The sequence below is a fragment of the Bifidobacterium longum subsp. longum JCM 1217 genome (assembly GCF_000196555.1).
GTDB lineage: Bacteria > Actinomycetota > Actinomycetes > Actinomycetales > Bifidobacteriaceae > Bifidobacterium > Bifidobacterium longum.
On the sequence record NC_015067.1, the window covers coordinates 2,091,613 to 2,114,573 of the forward strand.

Consider the following 22,961-nt stretch of genomic DNA (forward strand, 5'->3'; position numbering starts at 1 on the left):
GAAAAAAGCTTGACGCTATATCGCTCAGGCGATGACGTCGACAACCTTGCGGTCGCGACGCACACCGAACTTCACGGAGCCATCGGTGAGGGCGAACAGCGTGTGATCCTTGCCCATGCCGACGTTGTGGCCCGGGTGGAAGTTGGTGCCACGCTGGCGAACGATGATGTTGCCGGCCACGACGGCTTCGCCGCCGAACTTCTTCACGCCGAGGTATTGCGGGTTAGAATCGCGACCGTTGCGAGAGCTGGACGCACCCTTCTTATGTGCCATGATTCATGGTCCTTTCTATAACTCAGGCAATCGCCGTGATCTTGACGATAGTCAGCTTCTGGCGATGACCCTTACGGCGAGCAACACCAGTCTTGTTCTTGTACTTCTGGATGCTAATCTTCGGGCCCTTGGCTTCGTCGTTCACAACCTCAGCCTTGACGGACACCTTGGCCAGATCGGCGGCGGCAAGGGTGACCTTGTCACCATCGACAACGAGGGAGACCGGGAATTCCACGGTATCGCCCTTCTTAGCGTCGAGACGGTTCACGAGGATGACGTCGCCAACCTCGACCTTTTCCTGATGGCCACCGGCCTTCACAATCGCGTACATTATCGTTCCTTTTATGTTTTGGAAAGCTACCTTGCCTAACACGCACCGAGCTTGCGGTCAGACACCGAGTTTCGAATCTACACCACCATGCGGACTAAATCAAATGATTTTTGCCCGCGTGTCAAGCACGACACACCTGTTACTCTTCCGCTTACTCTTCCGCCGTGTTGTTGGCAGCGACGGCAGCGGCGGCAATCTGAGCCAGTTTGGCTTTGACGTCGGCGCTGGAACCAGCCGGTTCGGGAGCGGGAGCGGTGCCGCGACCGTGCTTGTTGGTTTTGACGAACGGGTCGCCACCGCGAAGCGCGTAGGGATCGTCGTAGTCGGCCGAAACGGTCGGCTGATCATGCAGGATGAAACCACGGCCCTTGCAGGTCGGGCATTCCTCGGAGAACGCCTCGACCAGACCCTGGCCGATGCGCTTGCGGGTCATCTGCACCAAACCGAGCGAGGTGACTTCGGCCACCTGATGCTTGGTGCGGTCGCGTGCCAAGCATTCGACCAAGCGGCGCAGCACCAGATCGCGGTTGGCGGGCATGACCATATCCACATAGTCGATCATCACCATGCCACCGATATCGCGCAGGCGCAGCTGGCGGGCGATCTCTTCAGACGCCTCCAGGTTGCAACGCGTCACCGTTTCTTCCAAGGACTTGCCCTTGCCGATAAAGCGGCCGGTGTTCACGTCAATGGTGGTCATGGCTTCGGTGCGATCGATGACAATCGAGCCGCCGGACGGCAGGTAGACCTGACGCTCCATGCCCTTACGCAGCTGGGAGTCGATGGACCACTTGTCGAACACGTCCTTGCCTTCATGCTCGGCCGGGTCCCACTTCTCCAGCTTGTCCTTCAAGTCGGGGGCCATGGTGTCAAGGTATTCCTCGATACGGTCGTAGACCTTGTCACCTTCCACGATGAGCTTGCTGAAGTCGTCGTTGAAGATGTCGCGCACCACGCGGATGGCCACGTCGGGCTCGCCCTGCAGGAGCTTCGGGCGCTTACCGTGCCAGAATTCCTCGCGCTTGGCGTTGATGCGCTCCCACTGGCGGACCAGTGATTCGAGATCCTTGACGATGGCGTCTTCGGATGCGCCCTCGGCTGCGGTACGGATGATCACGCCCATGTCTTTCGGGGCGATCTTGGAGACGATGTTCTTCAGACGGCTGCGTTCGCGCTCCGAAAGCTTGCGGCTCACGCCGGTCATGCCGCCGGATGGCACGAGCACCAGGAAGCGGCCGGCGAGCGTGACCTGAGAGGTCAGGCGGGCACCCTTGTGGCCGATCGGGTCCTTAGTGACCTGCACGAGCACCGGGTCGCCGGACTTGAACGCCAGCTCGATGCGGCGCGGCTGGCCTTCGAGACGAGCGGCATCCCAGTTGACCTCGCCGGCGTAGAGCACGCCGTTGCGGGCCTGGCCGATGTCCACAAATGCGGCCTCCATGCTGGGCAGCACGTTCTGCACGCGGCCAAGGTAGATGTTGCCGACGGTCTGTACTTCCTGAATGTCGGAGACGTAATGCTCGACCAGAACATTGTCTTCCACCACGGAAATCTGGGTGTGATGTTCCTTCTCACGCACCACCATCAGGCGGTCCACGTTCTCGCGGCGTGCGAGGAAGTCCTGTTCCATGAGCTGGCTCTGGCGGCTGCGCTCACGGCGGTTGTCACGGCGGCGCTGCTTCTTGGCCTCGAGACGAGTGGAGCCCTCCACATCAGTGATCTCGTCGATGTACTGCTGCTTGCGGGAGCGTCGGACCAGCGGCTGTTCGCTGTTCTGACTCTGGTCGTCGGTGCCCTCGCCGTTCTTGCCGCCACGACGGCGACGGCGACGGCGAGTAATGGTCTGCTCCTCATCGTCCTCATCGCGATCACGGTCATGATCATCGCGATCGTCACGACGGCGGGAACGCGTATCTTCGGCATCGTTCTCGGCGGTATCGTGCTCGCCGTTGGCACCGGTTTCGCCGCGTGAGCCGCGACGGCGGCGACGGCGCGAACGGGTGCGGGTGGCGTCGGATTCTTCGTCGCCCTCCTCTTCGGCAATCGGCGAGTAGGCGATATCGTCCAGCTCGAGGTCTTCCTCAATCTGCTCGACTTCGGCGGCTGCACGGCGCTCCTGGGCGTTCAGGCGGCGGGAGCGACGGGAACGGCGAGAGTCGGAAGCGTCATCGGAATCGAAATCATCATGGTCCGTGTTGGCGCTGGCATTGGCGTCACCGGCGGCAGCGTTGCGGGAAGCGTCACGAGACGCATCACGGTCGGCGGCATTGCGGCCACGATCGTCACGGTCGTCACGGCGGCGGCTGCGCGGCTGCGCGTCGTCATCATCGTGGCTGCGCGAGCGGCGGGAGCGACGCGACGGACGTTCGTCGTCGTCAACATCGTCATCACGAGTGTCAGCGGTATCGTGCGCATCCACAGCGGCGGGCAGTACCGGTTCCTGGAAGAGCAGGGACGTCATCGGCTTGCCGCGACGCACGGCCTCGTGGCCAGAGGGCAGGGATTCGACCGCGTCGAACAGGCGCTCATCCGGGGTGTCCTCGTGCGTATCCGCAACTGCACGGCGAGAACGACGGCGAACCGGACGGTCCTCGTCATCATCATCCATATCCATAGACGCACGGCGAGAGCGGGAGCGAACCGGCCGATCCTCGTAGTCATCATCGTCGGACTGGCGGGAGCGAGAGCGGCGGCGAACCGGGCGGTCCTCGTCGTAATCGTCATCGTCCACAACCGAACGGCGGCGGGAACGTGGGGCGTCATCGTCATCGAAATCATCGGCACTGACAGTGCGGCGCGAACGACGAGGACGATCATCCTCGCTATCCGAGTCGGCCACTGCGGAAGCGGCGCGGCGCGAACGGCGGCGGGTTGGACGTTCGGCGGAATCCTGGGAATCGCTGGATTCATCGGAATCGCTGGAATCGGCTGACTTGGAATCGGCCGCAGTGCCGGCATCGGGAAGCGCGGGGGCTTCGAACAGCGGGGCGCGTTCCTGCACTTGCAGTTCCAGAGAAGCGCCGGCAGCACCGGTGCCGCGGACCACGCGGCGGCCGCCACGACGACGGCGAACAGGTTCGGCGGGCTGGGAGGCGGCGGCAGGCGCAGCGTTCACGGCTGCAGCCGAATCGGCATTGGATACGGTTGAATTATCGGTTCCGTCGTTGACGAAACCTTCACGGTTGTCAGTGGGCACAATGCTCCTCGCGGCGCGCTGCATCACGACGCCTATTTCCAGGCCTATACGCTTGTCTCACACCACGCTCTCACCGTGGCCGCACGAAAACGCGCCGCGTAAAGGCAACTTCGTCTCAAGTCTGTCCTGCGGGTGGCGGACACCGGCGCTTGCGTTGTCTCATTCTCAAGAGCCGCAAGGGGATCGACGCCATCTCGCACGCTGATGGTTATGCAGAACCACCATCCTTTAGTATGCCACATATTTTGTGCGGGCGTGGCCCGGCGAGGCTGACGTTCTCTCGGCTCCCCTCCCCCGCGGTGACAGCTCCCCTCAGGGAGGGGAGCTAGAGAGGTGTCAGACCAGCCAGTCGGTAAGGATTGCGGCCATGGCGGTCAGGTCGGATTCAGGCACCTGCTCGTCGTGCTTGTGAGCCAGCAGCGGATCGCCGGCACCGAGGTTGACGGCCGGGATACCGAGCTGAGAGAAGCGTGCCACGTCGGTCCAGCCGAGCTTGGCCAGCGGGTCGCGGCCAGTGCGCTCCTTAACCAGTCGGACCAGATCCTGGGCGAGCGGGGCGTTCAGGCCCGGGCGCGCGGAGGGGCTTTCGTCCTTCATTTCGATGCCGTAGCCCTCGAACACGCCGCCGGTAGCCACATGCTCGCCATTGCCGAGTTCGGCACCGGCGTCCGCGCCCATCATCAGAGCCTTGGCCTCGGCCAACGACTTGTCCGGGGCGAAGCGGTAGTTGACGTGTACGCGGCATTCATCCGGAATGACGTTCGTGCCTTTGCCGCCGGAGATCAGCGTGGCGTTGAGGCCCTCGCGATAATCGAGCCCGTCCACGTTCACGGTGGCCGGCTCGTAGGCGTTGAGTCGGTTCAGAATGTCGGCCGCCTTGTGGATGGCGTTCTCCCCCATCCATGCACGGGCGGAGTGCGCGGCCACGCCGTGGGTTACGACGTCGAAGCGAATCGTACCGTTGCAACCGCCCTCGATGCCGCTGTTGGTGGGCTCGCCGATGATGGCGAAATCGCCGGTGATCCAATCGGGATGGGCCTCGACGACTTTGCGTAGGCCATTCTTTTCGGCGACGACTTCCTCATGGTCGTAGAAGACGTAGGTGAGGTCGACTTTCGGGGTGGTTTCCGGCGTGCGGCCGTCGAGCGTGGCGGCGAGGTAGAGCATCACCGCGTCGGAGGCCTTCATATCGGTGGCACCGCGGCCCCACAGCACGCGGTCTTCGGGATGAGCGTGGGCGATTTCTTCGCGAATCAGCGAATCGCCGGGCTCCAGCCACTTTGGTGGGAAATTGTCGATGACCGGCACAGTATCGAGGTGCCCGGCCAAGATCACACGGCTCGGCTTGCCGAAGTCGGTGCTGGCCACCACTGTGTCGCCGTGACGGCGGACGGTCAGGTGCTCTTGCTCGTTAAGGAAGGCCTCGACCTCGTCGGTGAGGGGGCCCTCGTGGTCGGACACGGAGAAGTTCTCCATGATCTGGGTGAGCAGGCTGTTCAGCTGCTCGGCAGTGGATGCGGTGCGGTTCAATTCAAGCGTCATGTGAACAGCGTACCGCGTGGGCGGCGGGCCCAGCACACTCACTACATGAGATTTTGCGGCCGAATACATTTTTATGTGCCACACTGGGGTGGCGAAAGGGAGGATTATGCCAGGTCTAATCAGCGCCATGCAAGGCTTCTGCGTTATCGGCATCGTAATCGCGGTGGGATATGTTGCCGCACGAATGCGAATCGGCGGGCCGTCCGCTCAGATGGTGCTCAACCGGTTCTCCTTCTTCGTATCGAGCCCGTGCCTGATGTTCGCGATTCTCTCCAAGGAGCCGATTTTCGACATCTTCCACCCCTCGATTATCGTGGCGTTCTTCTCCGCCGTGCTGGTAGGCGTGGTGTTTTTGGTGCTCAACCGTATGTTCTTCCACCTGAATGCCCCGGACGCCACCATCGGTGCCCTGAATTCGCTGTACCTCAATTCCAATAACATCGGCCTGCCAATCGCCACCTACATTCTGGGCAATCCGGCTCTTGTGGCACCGATTCTGGTCATGCAGCAGGCCATCTTCACACCGGTGGGCCTGACAGTGCTGGACGTGACCACCAAGGGCAAGGTCTCCATCAAGGAAATCGCCAAGCAGCCACTGCATCAGCCGCTGCTTATCGGCTCGCTGCTGGGCATTGTGGTCTCTGCGATTTCCGCTAAAAGCGGCTGGTTCCCAGTGCCGAAATTCATTTTCGACCCGATCGACATGATCGGCGATTCGGCTGTGCCAATGATCCTGATGGCGTTCGGCATGTCCCTGCACGGCACCAAGCCGCTACAGCAGAAGGGCGATCGCCCGGCCATCTTCACGGTCGCGGTCCTCAAGAACATCATCATGCCAATTATCGCGTTCCTGCTCGCCTACTTCGTGATGGGCTTCCGCGGCTCCGAGCTGTACGCCTGCGTGGTACTCGCCGCTCTGCCCACCGGCCAGAACGTATACAACTACGCGGCCCGCTACAACGTGGGTCTCACCTTCGCGCGCGACGGCATTCTGATGAGCACCATGACCAGCCCGGTGTTTATCGCGATCATCGCGGCGCTGCTGTCGTGATGGGTGCGCAGAGAAGCGTTCTCAATAGTATCCGTGCGCGCAAATGCACAGATATCGCACAAACGAACATTTGCTCATCCGCATATTTGCGGTGATTTCAGCGTTTCTACGTTCGATTTGCGTATACGAAAGTACGCACAGTTGTTATTGAGAACGATTCGCTGCGCAGCTCGGCTCAGTCATCAGCCCGATAATCGGTCAGATTCAAGCTGGCCGCCACATGATTGGACGCGAACGCGCCGATGGAAACCAGCGCATAGCACAACACAAGCCCGCCGAAGAAGCTGGCCAGCGTGGCCGGTTCGGTCATCGAAGCGGCGAACAGAGGGGCCATAAGCAGCATGGAACAGCCGCCGGCCACGATCACCACGATGTTGAGCGGGGTGAGTACCTCGATGAATCGCGCACGGTTCAAGGTCTTGACATCAGTGCCCTCCAACACCAGCATGCGATATTCGCCGGCCTGATCGTACACGCTGCCGGCCTGCATCACACCGGAGCTGACCGCGGCAAGCACAGCGGCGAACACTAGCGTCAGGATGCCGCCGGTGCCGATGTCGCGAATGAACACGGTGGACGGGTCGTTGGCGTCATCGACCACGGCGGCCGATCCGAAGAATCCGCAGATCGACGTGATGCCGGCGATGAACACGGCCAACGCAATGCCGGACACATTGCGCCAGGCGCGCTTAGGGTTGTCGAGAATACGGCGCATGGCAATCATCGTGGCCGCATCCTTGGGGCGCTTGGCCTTGGCCTTGGCGCGAGCGGTGACCACCCACGTGCCGATAAGATTCACCAGTGCGAAGCACAGCAGCATGAAACCGATGATCACGGCGTCCATCACCGCCTGGCCGGCCTGAGGCAGCATGGCCGGGTTCTTGAAGACGATCACAGCCGCCACCATGACCACCACGAACAGCACCATACGGGTGCCCGAGGGCAGTGCGGTGGCGGTGCGCGAGGTGACGCCCAATGGGGTGATTGCCACGCGGCGCAAGGTGACCAGCGACGATATCAGCGCCAAGATGGCCACGCCCGCCAAGGTGATTACCAGCGCCAGCGGGCCGACCCATAGCTGTTCGAAGGTGAACCGCTGCTCCTGGAAGGGAATCAGCATGACTGCCGGCATCAGGGCGCAATAGCCGGCAATGCCGATAAGCGCGCCGATCAGCGCCTGTCCGGCGGCGTCAAGCGCGGTGAGACGCACCACCTGACCGGTGGTCGCGCCGGCCAGACGCAGGGCGGCGAGACGGGCGTCGCGGCGGGATGCGGCCAGTCGTGCGGCGGAACCGGCGAGCGCCACGAACGGCACGACGAGCAGCATGCAGGCGAATACCGCCAACGCCACATAGGCGGTGGAGAATTGGGCCAGGCTCGTCGGGTCGCTGATCTGCCGTTTCCACGCGGCCACCGTATCGGGCCGGCAGGCACCGAAGTCGAACGCGCAGGCGACGGTATGATCGGCCGAAGCCCGCCAGATGAAACCGTGTACGCCGCCGAGCACGGTGAGGAAGATGGTGGTGGCTGCGGCGAAGGCGATGATTGCCAGCATCGAGGTGTGGCCGGCGCTGCCGCGCAAGCCGGGGCGGTGAAACAGCCGCCAGAGGGCGAACGTGCTCATCGCGCGCCTCCTGCGGTGGTTTCGCTCCCGCCGGCTGGAGCTGCCGAGCGTAGCGAGGCTGAGGGTGGTTCAGCGCCCTCGGGCCACCCCCAGTCAGCCTGCGGCTGACAGCCCCCGCCAGCGGGGGCGGAGTTGGGGTTGGCGTCTGTCTGGTGCAGACGGCCGTCCTGCATCATTACGGTACGGCCGCAGAACGAAGCGACGTTGGGGTCGTGGGTGACGACGACCACGGCGGAACCGTTGTCCCGCGCGGCGGCCATGAGAATGCCCATGACCTCGCGGCCGGTGGCTTGGTCGAGCGCGCCGGTCGGCTCGTCGGCGAAGACCACGGCAGGTTTGACGGCGAGTGCACGGGCGATGGCGATGCGCTGCATCTGTCCGCCGCTCATCTCCCCCGGCCGGTGCGTGGCGAGCGCGCGCAATCCCATGCGTTCCAGCCACAGGATCGCCGTGTCGGTGGCGGTGCGGTAGGGCATGCCGTCAAGCATCATCGGCAGGGCGATGTTTTCGACCGCCGGCAGTTCGGGCAGCAGCTGGCCGGACTGGAAGACGAAGCCGAAGTCGTTGCGGCGCAGTTTGGTGCGCTCGGCGTCGCTCATGCGGCTCAGGTCGGCACCACGGAAGATGACGGTGCCGGCGGTCGGCTTAATGATGCCGGCGAGCGCGTGCAGCAAAGTGGATTTGCCGGAGCCGGACGGGCCCATCACGGCTACCGTCTCGCCCTCCCGGAGCGTGAAGTTCACGTGGTTCAGGGCGAGCGTGTGCATGGTCGGCATGGCGAAGCCGGGCTGGGCTGGCTGGGATGGCTGGCCGGCCTGAATGGCACCCGGTCCGGCCGCAGCGGGATTCGCCGACGCATAACCGGCTCCCGTGCCGGCTGGTATCACGCCGGTGACGCCGTGCCCGGCCTGTGCGCGGGCCATGCTGGCGGTGTAGTCCATGACCAGGTCGTGCGCCTCGATGACCGGGGCCCACTGCTGGGTGTGCGATGCCGGCTGCTGGAACTGTTGGGGTTGCTGAGACTGCTGAGGCTGAGCCGCCGGTCCCGGCGCCGGCTGAGGCTGCTGCAATTGCGATGCTGCTGTATTCATACTCCCGAGCGTACGGAGCGAACGCCCAGCCGACCATCGGGCTGCGGTATGAACCTTTCTGGATTACCGGCCCGCTCCTCATCCGCAAGGATTAGAGATACGCAAATGATTAATGACCGGCAACCACTATTCGGTGCCGGTCATTATGAGCATTGCATTCAGGCGCTACGCGCATTATTGCGCGGTAGCCAACTCGTCCAGGCGGGCGGCGAAGCGGGGCCAGTCGGTCTTCATAGCGGTGAGGAGCTTGCGGTTGGGCACGTCGTCAATCGGGACCCAGCAGATTTCCATGCTTTCGTCGTCGTTTGCCTTGGGCTCGACGGTGTGGCCGGGCTTTTCGAAGGCAAACACGGTGGTGTAGGCCCACGGGCCGTGGTCCTCGCGGTAGGAGCCGACCACCTCGATGTCTTCGGGGGTGATGTTGGCTTCCTCGTAGCTTTCGCGCAGCGCGCCTTCGATGGACGATTCGCCGTCCGCAGTGGCACCGCCGGGGATACCCCACGTGCCACCTTCGGCGCTCCACGCGGCACGGTGCTGCATGACCACGTGAGTCACCTTGCCGCTCGCCGGGTCGCGGCGAGCCAGCAGAATGCCGGACGCACCGTTGGTGCCCCAATGCTTGCGGCCGCAGGCGCAGTCCACCCAGCCATCGCCGGGCTGGTGTACGTTTTCGACCGGCGGCAGAATGCCAGCGTGCTGGTTGCCCGATGCCTTGCTTTCCGGTTCCAGTTCACCACGGCCGACATTCCACAGGTCAGTCCACGTGATGCCCAGTTCGCCGGCCAGATGCCGGGCCAGCGGCAAGCTGAGGCCGATGATGCCGTGCGGATCGCCCTCAATACTGTCGATGAACGCACCACCGAAGCCTTCCAGCGTGAACGATCCGGCGACTTCCAGCGGCTCGCCAGTGGCAATGTACCGTTCGACGTCGGCATCGGTGAATTCGCCGAAATGGACTTTGGCGTGGCTTGCGCCGCGCACGGTACGCCCGGTCGCGAAATCGATCAGGCAGTGGCCGGTCCACAGTTCGCCGGTCGCGCCGCTCATGCGCTTCAGTCGTTCGCGGGCCACGGCTTCGCTGTGCGGCTTGCCGTAGCATTCGCCGCCCAAGAGGAACATCGAATCACAGCCGAGAATCAGCGGGCCGACTGTCGCCTCGGTCAGTCCCGGCTGTCCGGCAATAGCGGTGGCGATGGGTTCGGTGACGGTCGGCATATCGATGCCGGAGAAGTCGCGCGTGGTGGCGATTTCCGCCTTGGAATAGTCAATGGGCTTGCCAGCGGCGGCTTCACGCAAGTCTTCGACGGCAGCTTCGCGTTCCGAATCCTTGATTTCCTTGGCCTTGAGCGGGTAGGCGATCACGCGGTCACCGGTCGCAGCGGCGGCAGTATCGGCCACATCACGATACGCACGATGAACGGCCTCGGCCTTGGCCGCGGCCAGAATCATCACGCGCTGCTTGATGCTCAAATCGTCGACGGTGACGCCTTCTTCACGGGCGGCCGCTTCCAGCGCAGCAGGCTCATCCACATGCGAGACGCGAATTGTGGGGCAGATACCCGCCGAATACAGCACGTCACGGCGAGGCTTGGACTTGGAAGCAAGAATTAGTGGAATGGGCATGACTTAAGTCCTTATGCTCCCGCTGGCGGGAGCTGTCGAACGAAGTGAGACTGAGGGTGGTCTCTGCCGGTATGGCGGACCACCCTCAGACCGCCTGCGGCGGCCAGCTCCCGCCAGCGGGAGCCTTCTCCTCGACTTAGCGACGCTCGATTTCGACGCCGGCGGTGTTGATGGGCAGGTGAAGCACACGCCAATGGCCGGAAGCAAGCTGCTCCGATGCGATCTGGTCGATGGCTTCGCGGGCGTTGCCGTAATGCAGCACGAGCACGCAGGGGCCGGCACCGGAGACTGCGGCGGCATAGCCCTTGGAGCGGAAGAGCGCAATGAGCTCGGTGGACGGCGGCATCAGGGCACCGCGATACGGCTGGTGCAGTTTGTCCTGCGTGGCGGTGAACAGCAGCGCGTTGGACTGGGCCTGAGCGGCCGCAAGCTCGTCGGCGAACGCCGATTCACGGGTTCCGCCAGAGCAAGCGCACGTATCGGCATCCTGAGCCGGGGCAGCGGCGACGCCGGACTTGCCCTGCTGGGCGGCCTGAGCCAGCACCACGGGATTCATCGCAGCGGGCAGCAGCCCCACGCGAGACACGTTGTAGACGGCGTCCTTGTATGGCAGTTCCCTAGGCAGCGCCTGACGGGCCTTCTCAGTGGACAGCTCATAGTCGGGCACGAACACGGCGGCGGTGATGGACGGGTCCACCGGGTAGTTGACGGCGTGGAATCCGCCGTGCAGCGGTTCACCACCAGGAACGGCGACCGAGCCGACGCCTTCTGCGGTTTCGAAGTCCCAAGAGACGGTCAGGCCACCGAACACAGCCGGGGCCACATTGTCCGGGTGTCCTTCAATCTGGGCGGCCATATCGAAGACGGCCGGACGGTTGAGGTCACCGGTCTGGGCGAAGGCCGCGGCGGCGGCGATGCCGGCCACAATGGCCTCGGCGGAAGAGCCCATGCCACGAGCCTGAGGGATGTTGTTGGTCGCTTCCAGCGTGAAGCCGAGTCGGCCGAGGCCGAACGTGGCACAGGCACGGCGGAAGGTGGAGACCACGAGGTGGGTTTCGTCGCATGGGAGGGCGTCGGCACCCTCGCCGTGGATGATCACGTGGGCAATGCCGTCGTTCGGGTCGTCGTTGAGCGTGAAAGTGAGCTCGTCATGGTAGTCGAGCGCCAGACCCACGGTATCGAAGCCGGAGCCGAGGTTGGCGGACGTGGCGGGCACGCGCACGTGAACGCTATTGCAGATTGGATTCATGGTTGTTCCTTAAAAAGGAGCTCCCTCATCAGAGGGAGCTTGGGTATTCAGCTTTCACCGTTCGACCGCCTCATCAGAGGGAGCTTAGGTCTTGTCAGTCCAGCACGCGCAGGATGGACGGGTCGCCGGTGACGAAGTCGAGCGCCTGCACGGCCTTGACGGTGTTGCGCAGGGTTTCCTCGTCGGTCAGGTGGGTCACGACGCGCAACTGCTGAATCTCGCCGTCGTAGCCGGGATCGGTCATGGTGGGCTTCAGGTCCTGGTTCACACCGTTGATGGAGACACCGTTCTTGGCGAACTCAGCGGCGATGGCGGCCAGCACGCCCGGCTTGTCGTGAATCAGGAAGCGCACGGCGAATGCAGCCTTGGAGGCGGTAATCGGAGCCTTCGGCAGATTCTTGTACAGCGGGATGGACGGGCCGGTGCAGCCAGCAGCAATGTGGCGGGCTTCGGTCACCACGTCGCCCACGACGGCGGAGGCGGTCGGAGCGCCGCCGGCGCCACGGCCGTAGAACATGAGGTCGTCGGCGGCCTCGGCCTTGACGAACACGGCGTTGAAGGAGCCGTGCACGGAGGCCAGCGGGTGGTTCTCGTCGATCAGGGCCGGGTAGACGCGGGCGGAGACGCCGGCCTCGCCGTTCTCGACCACGGCGAGCAGCTTGATGACCTTGTGTTCGGCGGTGGCTGCGGCGATGTCGTCGGCGGTGATCTTGGTGATGCCCTCAACGGACACATCGTCGATGGTCACGGAGGTGTGGAAGCCGAGGGTGGCCATGATGGCGGCCTTGTTGGCAGCATCGTAGCCTTCGATGTCGCCGGTCGGGTCGGCTTCGGCGTAGCCCTTGGCCTGGGCGTCCTTGAGCACGTCGTCAAACTGGAGACCCTTGGTGGTCATCTCGTCGAGGATGTAGTTGGTGGTGCCGTTGACGATGCCGAGCATGCTGGTCACCTTGTCGCCGACCAAGGACTCGCGCAGCGGGCGCAGGAACGGAATCGCGCCACCCACAGCGGCCTCGAAGTAGATGTCGACGCCCTTGGCCTCGGCGGCGGAGTAGATCTCCGGGCCGTACTTGGCCAGCAGCGCCTTGTTGGCGGTGACCACGGAAGCACCGGATTCGATGGCGGCAAGCACGAACTTGCGGGCCACGGTGGTGCCGCCGATGAGCTCGATGACGATGTCCGAGTTGGTGGCCACGCTCAAAGTATCGGTGGTGACGATGGACTGGTCGATCCACGGGAACTTCTCAGTTTCCTTCGGGTCGAGGCAGGCGACGCCGGTCAGTTCGACCGGGCGGCCGATACGAGCGGACAGTTCGTCCTTCTGCTCGACAATCAGGCGGGCGGTCTGGGAGCCGACGGTGCCGGCACCAAGCAGGCCTACGCGAATCGGGGTTTCGTTGTTGCGAGCCAATTCAGGGTCCTTCCAAAAAGTTTTCTATATCCCACCGCTATTTTACGGATTATTTCCGACAGCAGACCGAAAGTACTCATCAAAGCTGACGGTCCTTTTCGTATTATGACGGATTTGGCCGCACATTACAGACTGTCAGGCGCTCGCCTCTGCACGTGGATCACTCGCTGACGTCGAGGTTGAGTAGGTCGTCTACGGTCTGGCGGCGGAGCATGACGTGCGCACCGGACTCGCTGACAGCAACCACCACCGGAATCAGCGCTTGGTTGTAGTTGCTGGCCATGGTGCGGCCGTATGCGCCGGTAACCGGCACGGCGAGAATGTCACCGCGCTTCAAATCGGCGGGCAACTGCACCTCGTGAACCACGATGTCGCCGGATTCGCAGTGCATACCGCACACACGGGCAAGCATCGTTTCAGCGGAACCGGTGCGATTCGCCAGACGCGCGGTGTAGTCGGCACCGTAGAGTGCCGGGCGAATGTTGTCGGACATGCCGCCATCCACAGACACATACACGCGCTCGGCAATCGGGTTGCCGTCACTGTCTTTGGCATCGGACAAGTGCACGTGCTTGATGGTGCCCACGCGGTACAGGGTTACGCCGGCGGGCGCCACGATGTAGCGGCCGGGCTCGAAGCTGATGGCCGGGGCGGGCATGCCGAGCGCACGGTTGGTGCTGTTGACCGCATCCGCCAAGCGAGTGAGTTCCACGTCAATGTCCATTGAATCTTCGCCATCGGTGTAGGCCACGGAGTAGCCGCCGCCGAGGTCGATTTCGGGCAGGATGTAGGCGTCGGTGGCCCACAGGGTCTTGCGCAGCAGCATCATGCGCTTGGCCGCGTGAATGAAGGCGTCCGCATCGTGGATGTTGGAGCCGATGTGCGAGTGGGCTCCGACCAGTTCGAGTACGTCCTGGTTGGCGAGGATGGTCTTGAGCACGGCGATGGACGGACCGTCCGCAATGGCTTCCATCGCGGCGGCCAGCGCCTTGTCTGTGTCGGAGACTTCCTCGTGGCTCAGGTCGTACGGGTACTTGACGTCGTAGTGCAGCTCGCGCTCTGATTTCTCGGTCTTTTCCGCGCCATTTTCCGGGGAATGCGTCGCAGAGATACGCGCGTTGGTAGCGGCAGGCGTCACGTCTTTGAGGTCGTTCAGCACGTCGAGCACGGCGGCGTCGGCCCCGGCGGCCAGCAGCGGCACGCCGAACTTCTGGTCCTCGTGAGCAGTGGAGATGTACTCGTGGCCGCCGGCGTGGACACCGACGGTGACGCGCAGCATCACACGGGCGCGTTTGCCGAGCTTGCGGGCGATGGCAGCAACGCGCTCCGGCTCGTCGGGCTCGTCGATCACGATTTTGGCGAAGCCCTGTTCGATGGCCAGCGCGATTTCCTCATCGGACTTGTTGTTGCCGTGCAGCACCAGACGACGTCCGGGAACGCCAGCGGCGAGGGCGATTTTCATCTCGCCCATCGTGCAAGTGTCCACAAACATGCCGGCCTCGGTGACCAATCGCACGACTTCTTTGGACAAGAACGCCTTGCCGGCAAAGCTCACGTGCGTAGTGGAGGTGTTGAATGCTTCGGCGGCAGCGCGCACGAAGTGCCTAGCACGTGCGACTACTTCATCAGTGTCGATGAGATAGAGCGGCGAGCCGAACTCGTCAAGCAGCGATTCGGCGGTACGACCATGAAATTCGATGGAGCCTTCGGCATTCACAGCCGTAGCGGCCGGCCAAATTGGAGAAATAGGCATAATCACATCTTTTCGGGGGCGGTGACGCCGAGGAGGTCGAGGCCGTTGGCGATGACCTGCTGGACGGCGTCATTGAGCTTCAGGCGGGCGGCGGCACGGGCCGGCTCCGGGTTCTTGGCGATCTCCAAGGCCTTGCGAGCTTCGTCGTCGCCACGGGTTTCCGGATCAGTCAGGGCCATCGGCACCACGCGCTCCACGTTGTACCACTTGTGATAGGTGGCGGCCAGTTCTTCGAGGTAACGGGCCACCTTGTGCGGCTGGCGGTCGTCGGCCGCAGTGGCGATCACGCTCGGGAACTGGGCGAGGGCGGCAAGTACCTCGCCGTCGGCCTCGGTGTCGAGCAGGGCCAAGTCGGCACCCTCGTAGCTGATGCCGGCAACGGCTGCGTTGCGGTCCACGTTCTTGGAGCGGGCGTGCGCATACTGCACGTAGTACACCGGGTTGTCGTTGGTGTGCGAGGCGAGCAGGGCCAGGTCGATGTCGAAGTTCTGGTTGTAGTCGGAGCGGGCCAGCGAGTAGCGGGCGGCGTCCACGCCGACCACGGAGACCAGATCGTCGATGGTCACGACGTTGCCGGCGCGCTTGGACATGCGCACGGGCTTGCCGTCCTTCATCACGTTGACCAGCTGGCCGATGAGAATCTGCATGTTCTTGCCGGGCTCGTCGCCGAAGGCCGCGCACATGGCCATCATGCGGCCGATGTAGCCGTGGTGGTCGGCGCCAAGCATGTAGATGGCCACGTCAGCCGGGTTTTCGGCGCGATGGCGCTTGTCCCAGTAGTAGGCGATGTCGGCGGCGAAGTAGGCGAACTCACCATTGGACTTGATGATCACACGGTCCTTGTCGTCGCCGTGCTTGGTGGATTCAAACCAAGTGGCGCCGTCCTTGTCGAAGATGTCGCCGCGGGACTTGAGCTCTTCGATGGCGGCGTCGACCTTGCCGTCGGCGTACAGGCTGTTCTCATGGAACCAGACGTCGAAGTTCACGCGGAAGTCCTTCATGGACTTCTGAATCTCATCGAACATCATCGGCACAGCGCGCTTGCGGAATTCCTCGCGCACTTCGGTGTCGGCCTCGCCGAGCGGTTCGCCGTCGTCGTTGAGGCCTTGATCCTGGTGGGCCAGTGCGGTCAGGTCCACGCCGTCGGACTCGGCTTCGGCCTGAACACGGGCGGCGATCTCGTTGATGTAGGCACCCTTGTAGCCGTCGCACGGGGTTTCGGTCTGGTAACCGGCCTCGCCGAGGTTGTTGGCCTCAGCCCAAGCGGCGACCAGCGACTTGGCGAAGCGGTTGATCTGCTCGCCGTGGTCGTTGAAATAATATTCGCGCACCACCTTGGCACCGTTGGCCTCGAGCACGCGGGCCATGGCGTCGCCGACGGCAGCCCAACGAGTGCCGCCGATGTGAATCGGACCGGTGGGGTTGGCGGAGACGAACTCGAGATTCAGGGTCTGGCCGCCCAGATGGGCGTTGCGGCCGTATTCGTTGACCTTGTTGAGATGCTTGTCGGTGTCGGTCATGGCACCGGCGGCGAGTACGGTGTCCACCACGGCGGCGGCCGAGGCGGAGTCGAGCGTGATGTTGATGAAGCCGGGGCCTGCCACCTCGACCTTGGCGATGCCGTCGGCTTCGGCGAGCGCGGCGGCGAACGGCTCGGCCAGATCGCGCGGCTTCATGCCGGCCTTCTTGGCCAGCTGCATGGCGATGTTGGAGGCCCAGTCGCCATGCGCGCGGTCCTTCGGGCGCATCACGGCGAGCTTGTCGACGGGCGGAATCAGCTCGTCGGTCAACGCGCCGGCCTGGCCGGCGGCGACGAGGTTGTGGGCAATGCTGGAAATCAGTTCACTTAAGGCTTCAGGACTCATTCTTCTAAGGATACTGAGAACGGCGACACTTGCGCCCTGGTATGCCTATATGCTGCCCCTGCTGGCGGGGGCAAGCACACAGCCGAAAGATACCAAGCGAAAAAGGGTAGGCGACAATCGCCGGAATCGTTGGAGGCTCGCCGAAACCGCTATACATACCGTCGGTCGGTATCTATAGTGATCTGCAACATCAAGCACAGTAGGGAGGCCACCATGGCACGTAACGCTCACCCCGAGGTGACGCGCACCCGCATCCTCGACGCCGCACAACGGCTGTTCATGGCCCAGGGCTATGAGCACACCTCCATCCAGAACATCGTGGACGAGCTCGGCGACCTCTCCAAAGGCGCGATCTACCATCACTTCAAATCCAAGGAAGCCATCCTCGAAGAGCTCACCAACCGAGACAACAATATGCAGGACGACTTCAACGAATCCGTCATGAATCGCACTGACCTTACCGCCCTCGAAAAGTTCCGCGTGCTATGGCGGCATTCGATGACCAAGCAAGACCACGTGCAGATCATGCGAGCCGCCATGCCGATGCTGAGCGATCCGGTTTCGTTCGCCGCGAATATGCAGGTATGGAGCAAGCATCTGCCCGAACGCTTCCTGCCGCTGATCGAGGCGGGCGTCAAGGATGGCTCCATCCCCACCGAGTATCCGCGCGAGGCCGCAGAGCTGCTTTCGTTGCTGCCGAATTATTGGCTGATGCCGTATTTCTACCCGGTGACCCTGCCCGAAATGGAGCATCGCATCCGCTGCTTGGCCACCATGCTCGACGCGATCGGCGTGCCGATTTTCGATGACGAGCTCATCACGGTCGCCGCGAAGGGCATGATGACGTTCGCAGGGGAGCCGGAGAAAGGCTCAGAATGAATAGCACAGTGAAACCCGAGAATGACATCGCCGGCACCGCCACCCAACGCCCGCTGCTGTCCCGCGACTTCGTGCTGCTGGTCGCCGGACAAGGCATCTCGCTGTTCGGCAATGTGATGCTGCGATTCGCGATGTCGATGTGGGTGCTGGACGAAACCGGCTCAGCCACCATCTTCGCCTCGGTGCTGGCCATCTCCATCGTGCCGACCATCCTGCTCTCCCCGTTCGGAGGCGTGCTGGCCGATCGCGTCAACCGCCGCACCATCATGGTGGCGCTCGACGCCATCTCCGCCGTGCTCGTGCTGGCGAGCGCCATCGTCTTCGCCACCACGGGCTTCCATATCGTAGCCATCGCCACCATGCAGGTGCTGCTCGCCGTGCTCGGCGCCTTCGAAACCCCGACCGTGCAGGCCGCACTCCCCCAGATGTTCCGGCAGTACGGCCCGGCCACCATGCGCCAAGGCATGGCCGTGATCAATCAGGTCCAACAACTAAGCAGTCTGCTGCCGAGCTTCCTCGGCGGCGTGCTGTATGCGATGTTCGGCATCCGTCTCATGATGATCATCGCCATCGCAAGCTTCGCCGGCGCAGCCGCGCTCGAATGCTTCATCCGCCTCAGTGCCCCGGATCGCGGCGACGAGGAGCTGCCCACCCCACTTGAAGACCTCAAGGCAGGCGTGCGATTCCTCATCAAGGACCGGCCGAACGTGTTCAGACTGCTGTTGTTCGCGGCGGCGCTCAACTTTGTGCTTATCGGCTATTCCGGCGTCGGCTTCCCGTACACGATTCGTACAGTGCTCGGCTTCGACGCCACTGTCTACGGCATCGCCGACGGCCTGATCGGTGTTTCCGGCGTGGCGGGCGCATTCATCGCCGGCCTGTTCGCCGCCAAGCTCACGATGCGCTGGCTGCCGGGGCTGATGGCGACGCTTACGCTGGCCATGGTCCCACAGGGTATTGTGTTCCTGCTGCCGGTCGACGCATGGACCAAACTCGTGGTGCTGATCGTATTCACCTGCGGCACGATGGTCGCCAGTTGCTTCACGAATCTCATCGCCGTGCCCGCCATCCAGCTCAGTACGCCCGAGGCAATGGCCGGCAAAGTGATGTCCATGGCCGCGGCCGTGAGCATGTGCGCCCAGCCGCTCGGCCAGATGGTGTACGGCTGGGCCTACGACCAAATGCCGGTCGCCATCGTGCTGTTCATCACCACCGCCCTGTTCGCCGTGCTCACCGTGCTGATGGTTCCGCTCGCCAAGCAGTTCGAGGACTGACGATCGGCGCGCACGCCACATCCTGCCGCCCGGCCATAATTGAATCACCGCACGAAAAGGCACGAAAAGGCACGAAAGAGGTACCTATGGCCACGCTCAACCCCCAATCATTGGTCACGTTGTGGCAAATCGAACAGTATGGTTCGTTCTCCGCCACGGCCAAGGCCACGGGTTGGTCGCAGCCGGCCATCAGCCAGCAGATCAAAAAGCTGGAGGCACAGTGCGGTTCGACTCTGGTGCAACGCACCTCGCATGGCGTGGAACTCACCGCCACCGGTTCGATGCTCGCCCGCCACGGCGAGGCCATCGCCGATCGGCTGGAGCGGGCGGCCCGTGAAGTCGAGGATTATCGGCATCATCGGTTTGATCACCTGCATTTGGTGGCCCCACCGTCAATCTGCTCTACTATCGCGGCCCGTACCGTGGTCAAGCTCAGTATGTTCACGGACATCGAGCTGAGCCTGATTCAGATGGAGCCGCCGGAGGCGATCGGTCTGATTTCCCAAGGCAAGGCCGATACCGCCGCCGTGTTCCGCTACAGCAGCATCCCGAACTTCCTGCACATCGGCGACGACCTGACCTTCCATTCGCTGGGTTACGATCCGATGCGACTGCTGGTGCGCCGCTCCAGCGGCATCGCCAAACGATTCGAGGAGACCGGCGAACCTGTGCCGCTGTCCGCCGCCAAAGACGAGCATTGGATCGCCGGCTGCCCCACCTGCCGCGCAAATTTGGTGAAACTGGCCACCCGTGCCGGATTCAAGCCGGATATCCGCCACTGCACGGATGATTACTGGGCCACGCAGAACCTGGTCGAGGTTGGTATGGGCGTCTCGCTGGTGCCGGCGCTCGATACGCATATCAACTTGCAGGGCGATCTGGTGGCCTGTCCCATTGCCGACGATTTTGCGGCGCGCGAGGTCGGCATCGTGACTCGTGCCGGCGACCATCGCCCCGCGCTTGGTTCATTGCTCGAGGAGCTCGAGCGCACGTCACTCAAATATTTGAGTGCCAAGTAGTCGCACAGCGATAAGCAAGCTTGCGAGCGCCATCACGATTTCGGGGAGCCAGACCGTTGAGCAGCCCTTCTGCACCGGGAACAATGACATGTTATGAGCATGAACAACATTCCCCAGTCAACGACTTTGAGCAACACAACCGCCGGCACCTCTTGCTTTGATGCCAATCACATCGACGTGACGACCATCGAGGATCTGGAGCAGGTCGGTTCGGATAAATGGACCCGTTACCCCGGCTGCATCGGCGCATTCATCGCCGAGATGGATTACGGTCTGGCACCGTGCGTGGCCGAAGCCATCGAAGAGGCTACTGAACGTGGCGCGCTCGGCTACATTCCCGACCCGTGGAAGAAGGAGGTCGCCCGCTCGTGCGCCGCATGGCAGCGCCGCTACGGCTGGGAGGTGGATCCAACGTGCATCCGCCCGGTGCCGGACGTGCTGGAGGCGTTCGAAGTGTTCCTGCGCGAGATCGTGCGCGCCGGTAACTCCATCGTGGTACCGACTCCGGCCTATATGCCGTTCCTAAGTGTGCCGCGTCTGTATGGCGTGGAGGTCCTTGAGATTCCGATGCTGTGCGCGGGCGCCGGCGAGAGCAGCGGGCGCAATGATGAATGGCTGTTCGATTTCGACGCCATTGAGCAGGCGTTCGCGAACGGCTGCCATGCCTTCGTGCTGTGCAACCCGCACAACCCGATCGGCAAGGTATTGACGCGCGAAGAAATGCTGCGATTGTCCGATCTGGCCGCCAAGTACGACGTGCGTATATTCTCCGATGAGATTCACGCGCCGTTCGTCTACCAAGGCCACACGCATGTGCCATTCGCCTCAATCAACCGGCAGACGGCCATGCAGGCTTTCACCTCCACTTCAGCCTCGAAGTCGTTCAACATTCCCGGCACCAAGTGCGCGCAGGTGATTCTCACCAATCCGGACGATCTGGAACTATGGATGAGGAACGCGGAATGGTCCGAGCACCAGACGGCCACCATCGGTGCCATAGCCACCACTGCGGCCTATGACGGCGGCGCGGCATGGTTCGAGGGCGTGATGGCATATATCGAGCGCAATATCGCGCTGGTCAACGAGCAGATGCGCACGAGATTCGCCAAGGTGCGCTATGTGGAGCCGCAGGGCACGTATATCGCGTGGCTGGATTTCTCGCCACTGGGCATCGGCGACCCGGCCAACTATTTCTTTAAGAAGGCCAACGTGGCGTTGACAGACGGCCGTGAATGCGGCGAGGTCGGGCGCGGTTGCGTGCGTATGAACTTCGCCATGCCCTACCCGCTACTGGAGGAATGCTTCGACCGCATGGCCGCCGCACTTGAGGCGGACGGGTTGTTGTAGAACAGAATTGCGGCTCCCCTCAAAGAGGGGAGCCGAGGAACGGCCGAATTAGTCGAAGTCGGCACCGAGGGCTTCGAGTTTGCCGCGGAAGTCGGCATAGCCTCGGTCGATCAGGCTGATGCCGTGCACGTCCGAGGGGCCTGACGCGGCCAAGGCCGCGATCAGATGGCTGAACCCACCACGCAGGTCCGGCACGTCGATGTCGCGTCCGGTCAGCGGGGTCGGTCCGAAGATCACGGCGGAATGCTTGTAGTTGCGCTGCCGGAAACGGCACGGCAGCGAGCCCAGGCACTCGCGGTACAACTGGATGGTGGCACCCATCTCGACCAGCGGCTTGGTGAAGCCGAAACGGTTCTCGTACACGGTCTCGTGCACGATCGACAGGCCGTTGGCCTGGGTCAGGGCCACCACGAGCGGCTGCTGCCAGTCGGTCATGAACCCGGGATGCACGTCCGTCTCGATCGCCACGGGCTTCAAGTCCCCGCCCGGATGCCAGAAACGAATGCCCTTGTCCGTCACCTCGAATTTGCCGCCCACCTTGCGGAACACGTTGAGGAACGTGATCATCTCCGGCTGGGTGGCACCCTTGACGAAAATGTCACCGTGCGTGGCGAGCGCGGCGGACGCCCAGGACGCCGCCTCGATGCGATCCGTCAGCGACGTGTGCGTGTACCCCTGCAGTTCCTTGACACCCTCGATGCGGAAGGTGCGATCAACGTCCACAGAAATGATTGCACCCATCTTCTGCAGCACGCACACCAGATCCATGATCTCCGGCTCAGTGGCCGCGCCCGACAGTTCGGTCTTGCCCTCGGCCAGCACGGCCGCCAGTAAAGTCTGCTCGGTGGCGCCCACCGACGGGTAGGGCAGGTGGATCTTCGCGCCGTGCAGGCCGTTGGGCGCGGTGATGTGGATGCCGTCCTTGTGTTCCTTGTCCACCGTGGCGCCCAGCTTGCGCAGCGTCTCCAGATGGAAGTCAATCGGACGTCCGCCAATCGCGCAGCCGCCCAACGCGGGAATGAACGCTTCACCCAAACGGTGCACGAGCGGGCCGGAAAACAGGATCGGGATGCGCGACGAACCGGACAGTGTATCCACGTCGGCCACATCGGCCAGCTGCACACGCGAGGCGTCGACGGTCACAATGCCGTTCGCACCGTCCACATCCACGTCCACGCCGTGCAGACGTAGCAAATCGGACACCACATGCACGTCACGAATCTCCGGCACGTTCTTCAGCACCGACTTGCCCGGTGCCAGCAACGCGGCGACCATCGCCTTGCTCACGAAGTTCTTCGCGCCACGCACCTTGATCGTGCCATTCAAAGGCTTGCCGCCCTCGACATGCAACACGTCATCCGGATTCTCAGCCACGCCACTCTCCTCAATCAATCAAGATTCAAAAAATGCTACCGTCCAGTTTGCCATAAGCC

Annotated in this window: 17 protein-coding genes; 5 read left to right on the top strand and 12 right to left on the bottom strand. The window is 63.0% G+C overall.

Going from position 1 to position 22,961, the window contains the following annotated elements; translation table 11 throughout:
- Positions 1–24 precede the first annotated feature (24 nt).
- The 4 genes from rpmA to dapE form a co-directional block, all read right to left on the bottom strand.
- On the bottom strand, positions 25–273 hold the full coding sequence (rpmA, locus tag BLLJ_RS09035; RefSeq protein WP_007053061.1) for a 50S ribosomal protein L27: 249 nt from the start codon (positions 271–273) through the stop codon (positions 25–27).
- 22 nt (positions 274–295) lie between these two features.
- Positions 296–604 (bottom strand): 50S ribosomal protein L21, encoded by a 309-nt coding sequence (rplU, locus tag BLLJ_RS09040; RefSeq protein ID WP_007053062.1) that lies wholly within the window; start codon positions 602–604, stop codon positions 296–298.
- A 151-nt stretch (positions 605–755) separates the two neighbouring features.
- Positions 756–3,824, bottom strand: coding sequence for an Rne/Rng family ribonuclease (locus BLLJ_RS09045; protein ID WP_013582944.1), 3,069 nt, complete (start codon positions 3,822–3,824; stop codon positions 756–758).
- 312 nt (positions 3,825–4,136) lie between these two features.
- Positions 4,137–5,342, bottom strand: a complete 1,206-nt coding sequence (gene dapE / locus BLLJ_RS09050) for a succinyl-diaminopimelate desuccinylase (protein ID WP_007053064.1) — start codon at positions 5,340–5,342, stop codon at positions 4,137–4,139.
- 106 nt (positions 5,343–5,448) lie between these two features.
- On the opposite strand from dapE, the gene BLLJ_RS09055 reads away from it, so the two are divergent.
- Entirely contained in the window at positions 5,449–6,393 is a 945-nt protein-coding gene (locus tag BLLJ_RS09055; RefSeq protein ID WP_007053065.1) for an AEC family transporter, read from the top strand.
- Positions 6,394–6,568: 175 nt separating this feature from the next.
- On the opposite strand, the gene BLLJ_RS09060 is transcribed toward BLLJ_RS09055, so the two are convergent.
- The 7 genes from BLLJ_RS09060 to argS all read right to left on the bottom strand — a co-directional run bounded on the left by BLLJ_RS09060 (position 6,569) and on the right by argS (position 17,009).
- Positions 6,569–8,017 (bottom strand): FtsX-like permease family protein, encoded by a 1,449-nt coding sequence (locus BLLJ_RS09060; protein ID WP_013582945.1) that lies wholly within the window; start codon positions 8,015–8,017, stop codon positions 6,569–6,571.
- Complete coding sequence (locus BLLJ_RS09065) at positions 8,014–9,108, bottom strand: ABC transporter ATP-binding protein (protein WP_007058795.1); 1,095 nt, start codon at positions 9,106–9,108, stop codon at positions 8,014–8,016. The genes BLLJ_RS09060 and BLLJ_RS09065 overlap by 4 nt, the downstream gene beginning before the upstream one ends.
- Positions 9,109–9,282: 174 nt before the next feature.
- Complete coding sequence (locus BLLJ_RS09070) at positions 9,283–10,731, bottom strand: Maf family protein (RefSeq protein WP_013582946.1); 1,449 nt, start codon at positions 10,729–10,731, stop codon at positions 9,283–9,285.
- Between the two features lie 136 nt (positions 10,732–10,867).
- Entirely contained in the window at positions 10,868–11,980 is a 1,113-nt protein-coding gene (locus tag BLLJ_RS09075; protein ID WP_007058798.1) for a homoserine kinase, read from the bottom strand.
- Between the two features lie 94 nt (positions 11,981–12,074).
- On the bottom strand, positions 12,075–13,391 hold the full coding sequence (locus BLLJ_RS09080; protein ID WP_007056289.1) for a homoserine dehydrogenase: 1,317 nt from the start codon (positions 13,389–13,391) through the stop codon (positions 12,075–12,077).
- 160 nt (positions 13,392–13,551) lie between these two features.
- A complete protein-coding gene (locus BLLJ_RS09085) occupies positions 13,552–15,144 on the bottom strand; it encodes a diaminopimelate decarboxylase family protein (RefSeq protein ID WP_032740895.1) in 1,593 nt (530 codons plus the stop codon).
- A 2-nt stretch (positions 15,145–15,146) separates the two neighbouring features.
- Positions 15,147–17,009 (bottom strand): arginine--tRNA ligase, encoded by a 1,863-nt coding sequence (gene argS / locus BLLJ_RS09090; RefSeq protein ID WP_013582948.1) that lies wholly within the window; start codon positions 17,007–17,009, stop codon positions 15,147–15,149.
- A gap of 213 nt (positions 17,010–17,222) precedes the next feature.
- Here argS and BLLJ_RS09095 point away from each other — a divergent pair, with 213 nt between their 5' ends.
- From BLLJ_RS09095 to BLLJ_RS09110, 4 genes are all read left to right on the top strand, one after another.
- On the top strand, positions 17,223–17,888 hold the full coding sequence (locus BLLJ_RS09095; protein WP_012472126.1) for a TetR/AcrR family transcriptional regulator: 666 nt from the start codon (positions 17,223–17,225) through the stop codon (positions 17,886–17,888).
- Between the two features lie 8 nt (positions 17,889–17,896).
- Positions 17,897–19,162, top strand: coding sequence for an MFS transporter (locus BLLJ_RS09100; protein WP_007053077.1), 1,266 nt, complete (start codon positions 17,897–17,899; stop codon positions 19,160–19,162).
- Positions 19,163–19,248: 86 nt separating this feature from the next.
- Positions 19,249–20,181, top strand: coding sequence for a LysR family transcriptional regulator (locus BLLJ_RS09105; RefSeq protein ID WP_007053078.1), 933 nt, complete (start codon positions 19,249–19,251; stop codon positions 20,179–20,181).
- A gap of 93 nt (positions 20,182–20,274) precedes the next feature.
- Positions 20,275–21,528, top strand: a complete 1,254-nt coding sequence (locus BLLJ_RS09110; RefSeq protein ID WP_007056294.1) for a MalY/PatB family protein — start codon at positions 20,275–20,277, stop codon at positions 21,526–21,528.
- Between the two features lie 48 nt (positions 21,529–21,576).
- On the opposite strand, the gene murA is transcribed toward BLLJ_RS09110, so the two are convergent.
- Positions 21,577–22,902, bottom strand: a complete 1,326-nt coding sequence (murA, locus tag BLLJ_RS09115) for a UDP-N-acetylglucosamine 1-carboxyvinyltransferase (RefSeq protein ID WP_013582949.1) — start codon at positions 22,900–22,902, stop codon at positions 21,577–21,579.
- Positions 22,903–22,961 lie beyond the last annotated feature (59 nt).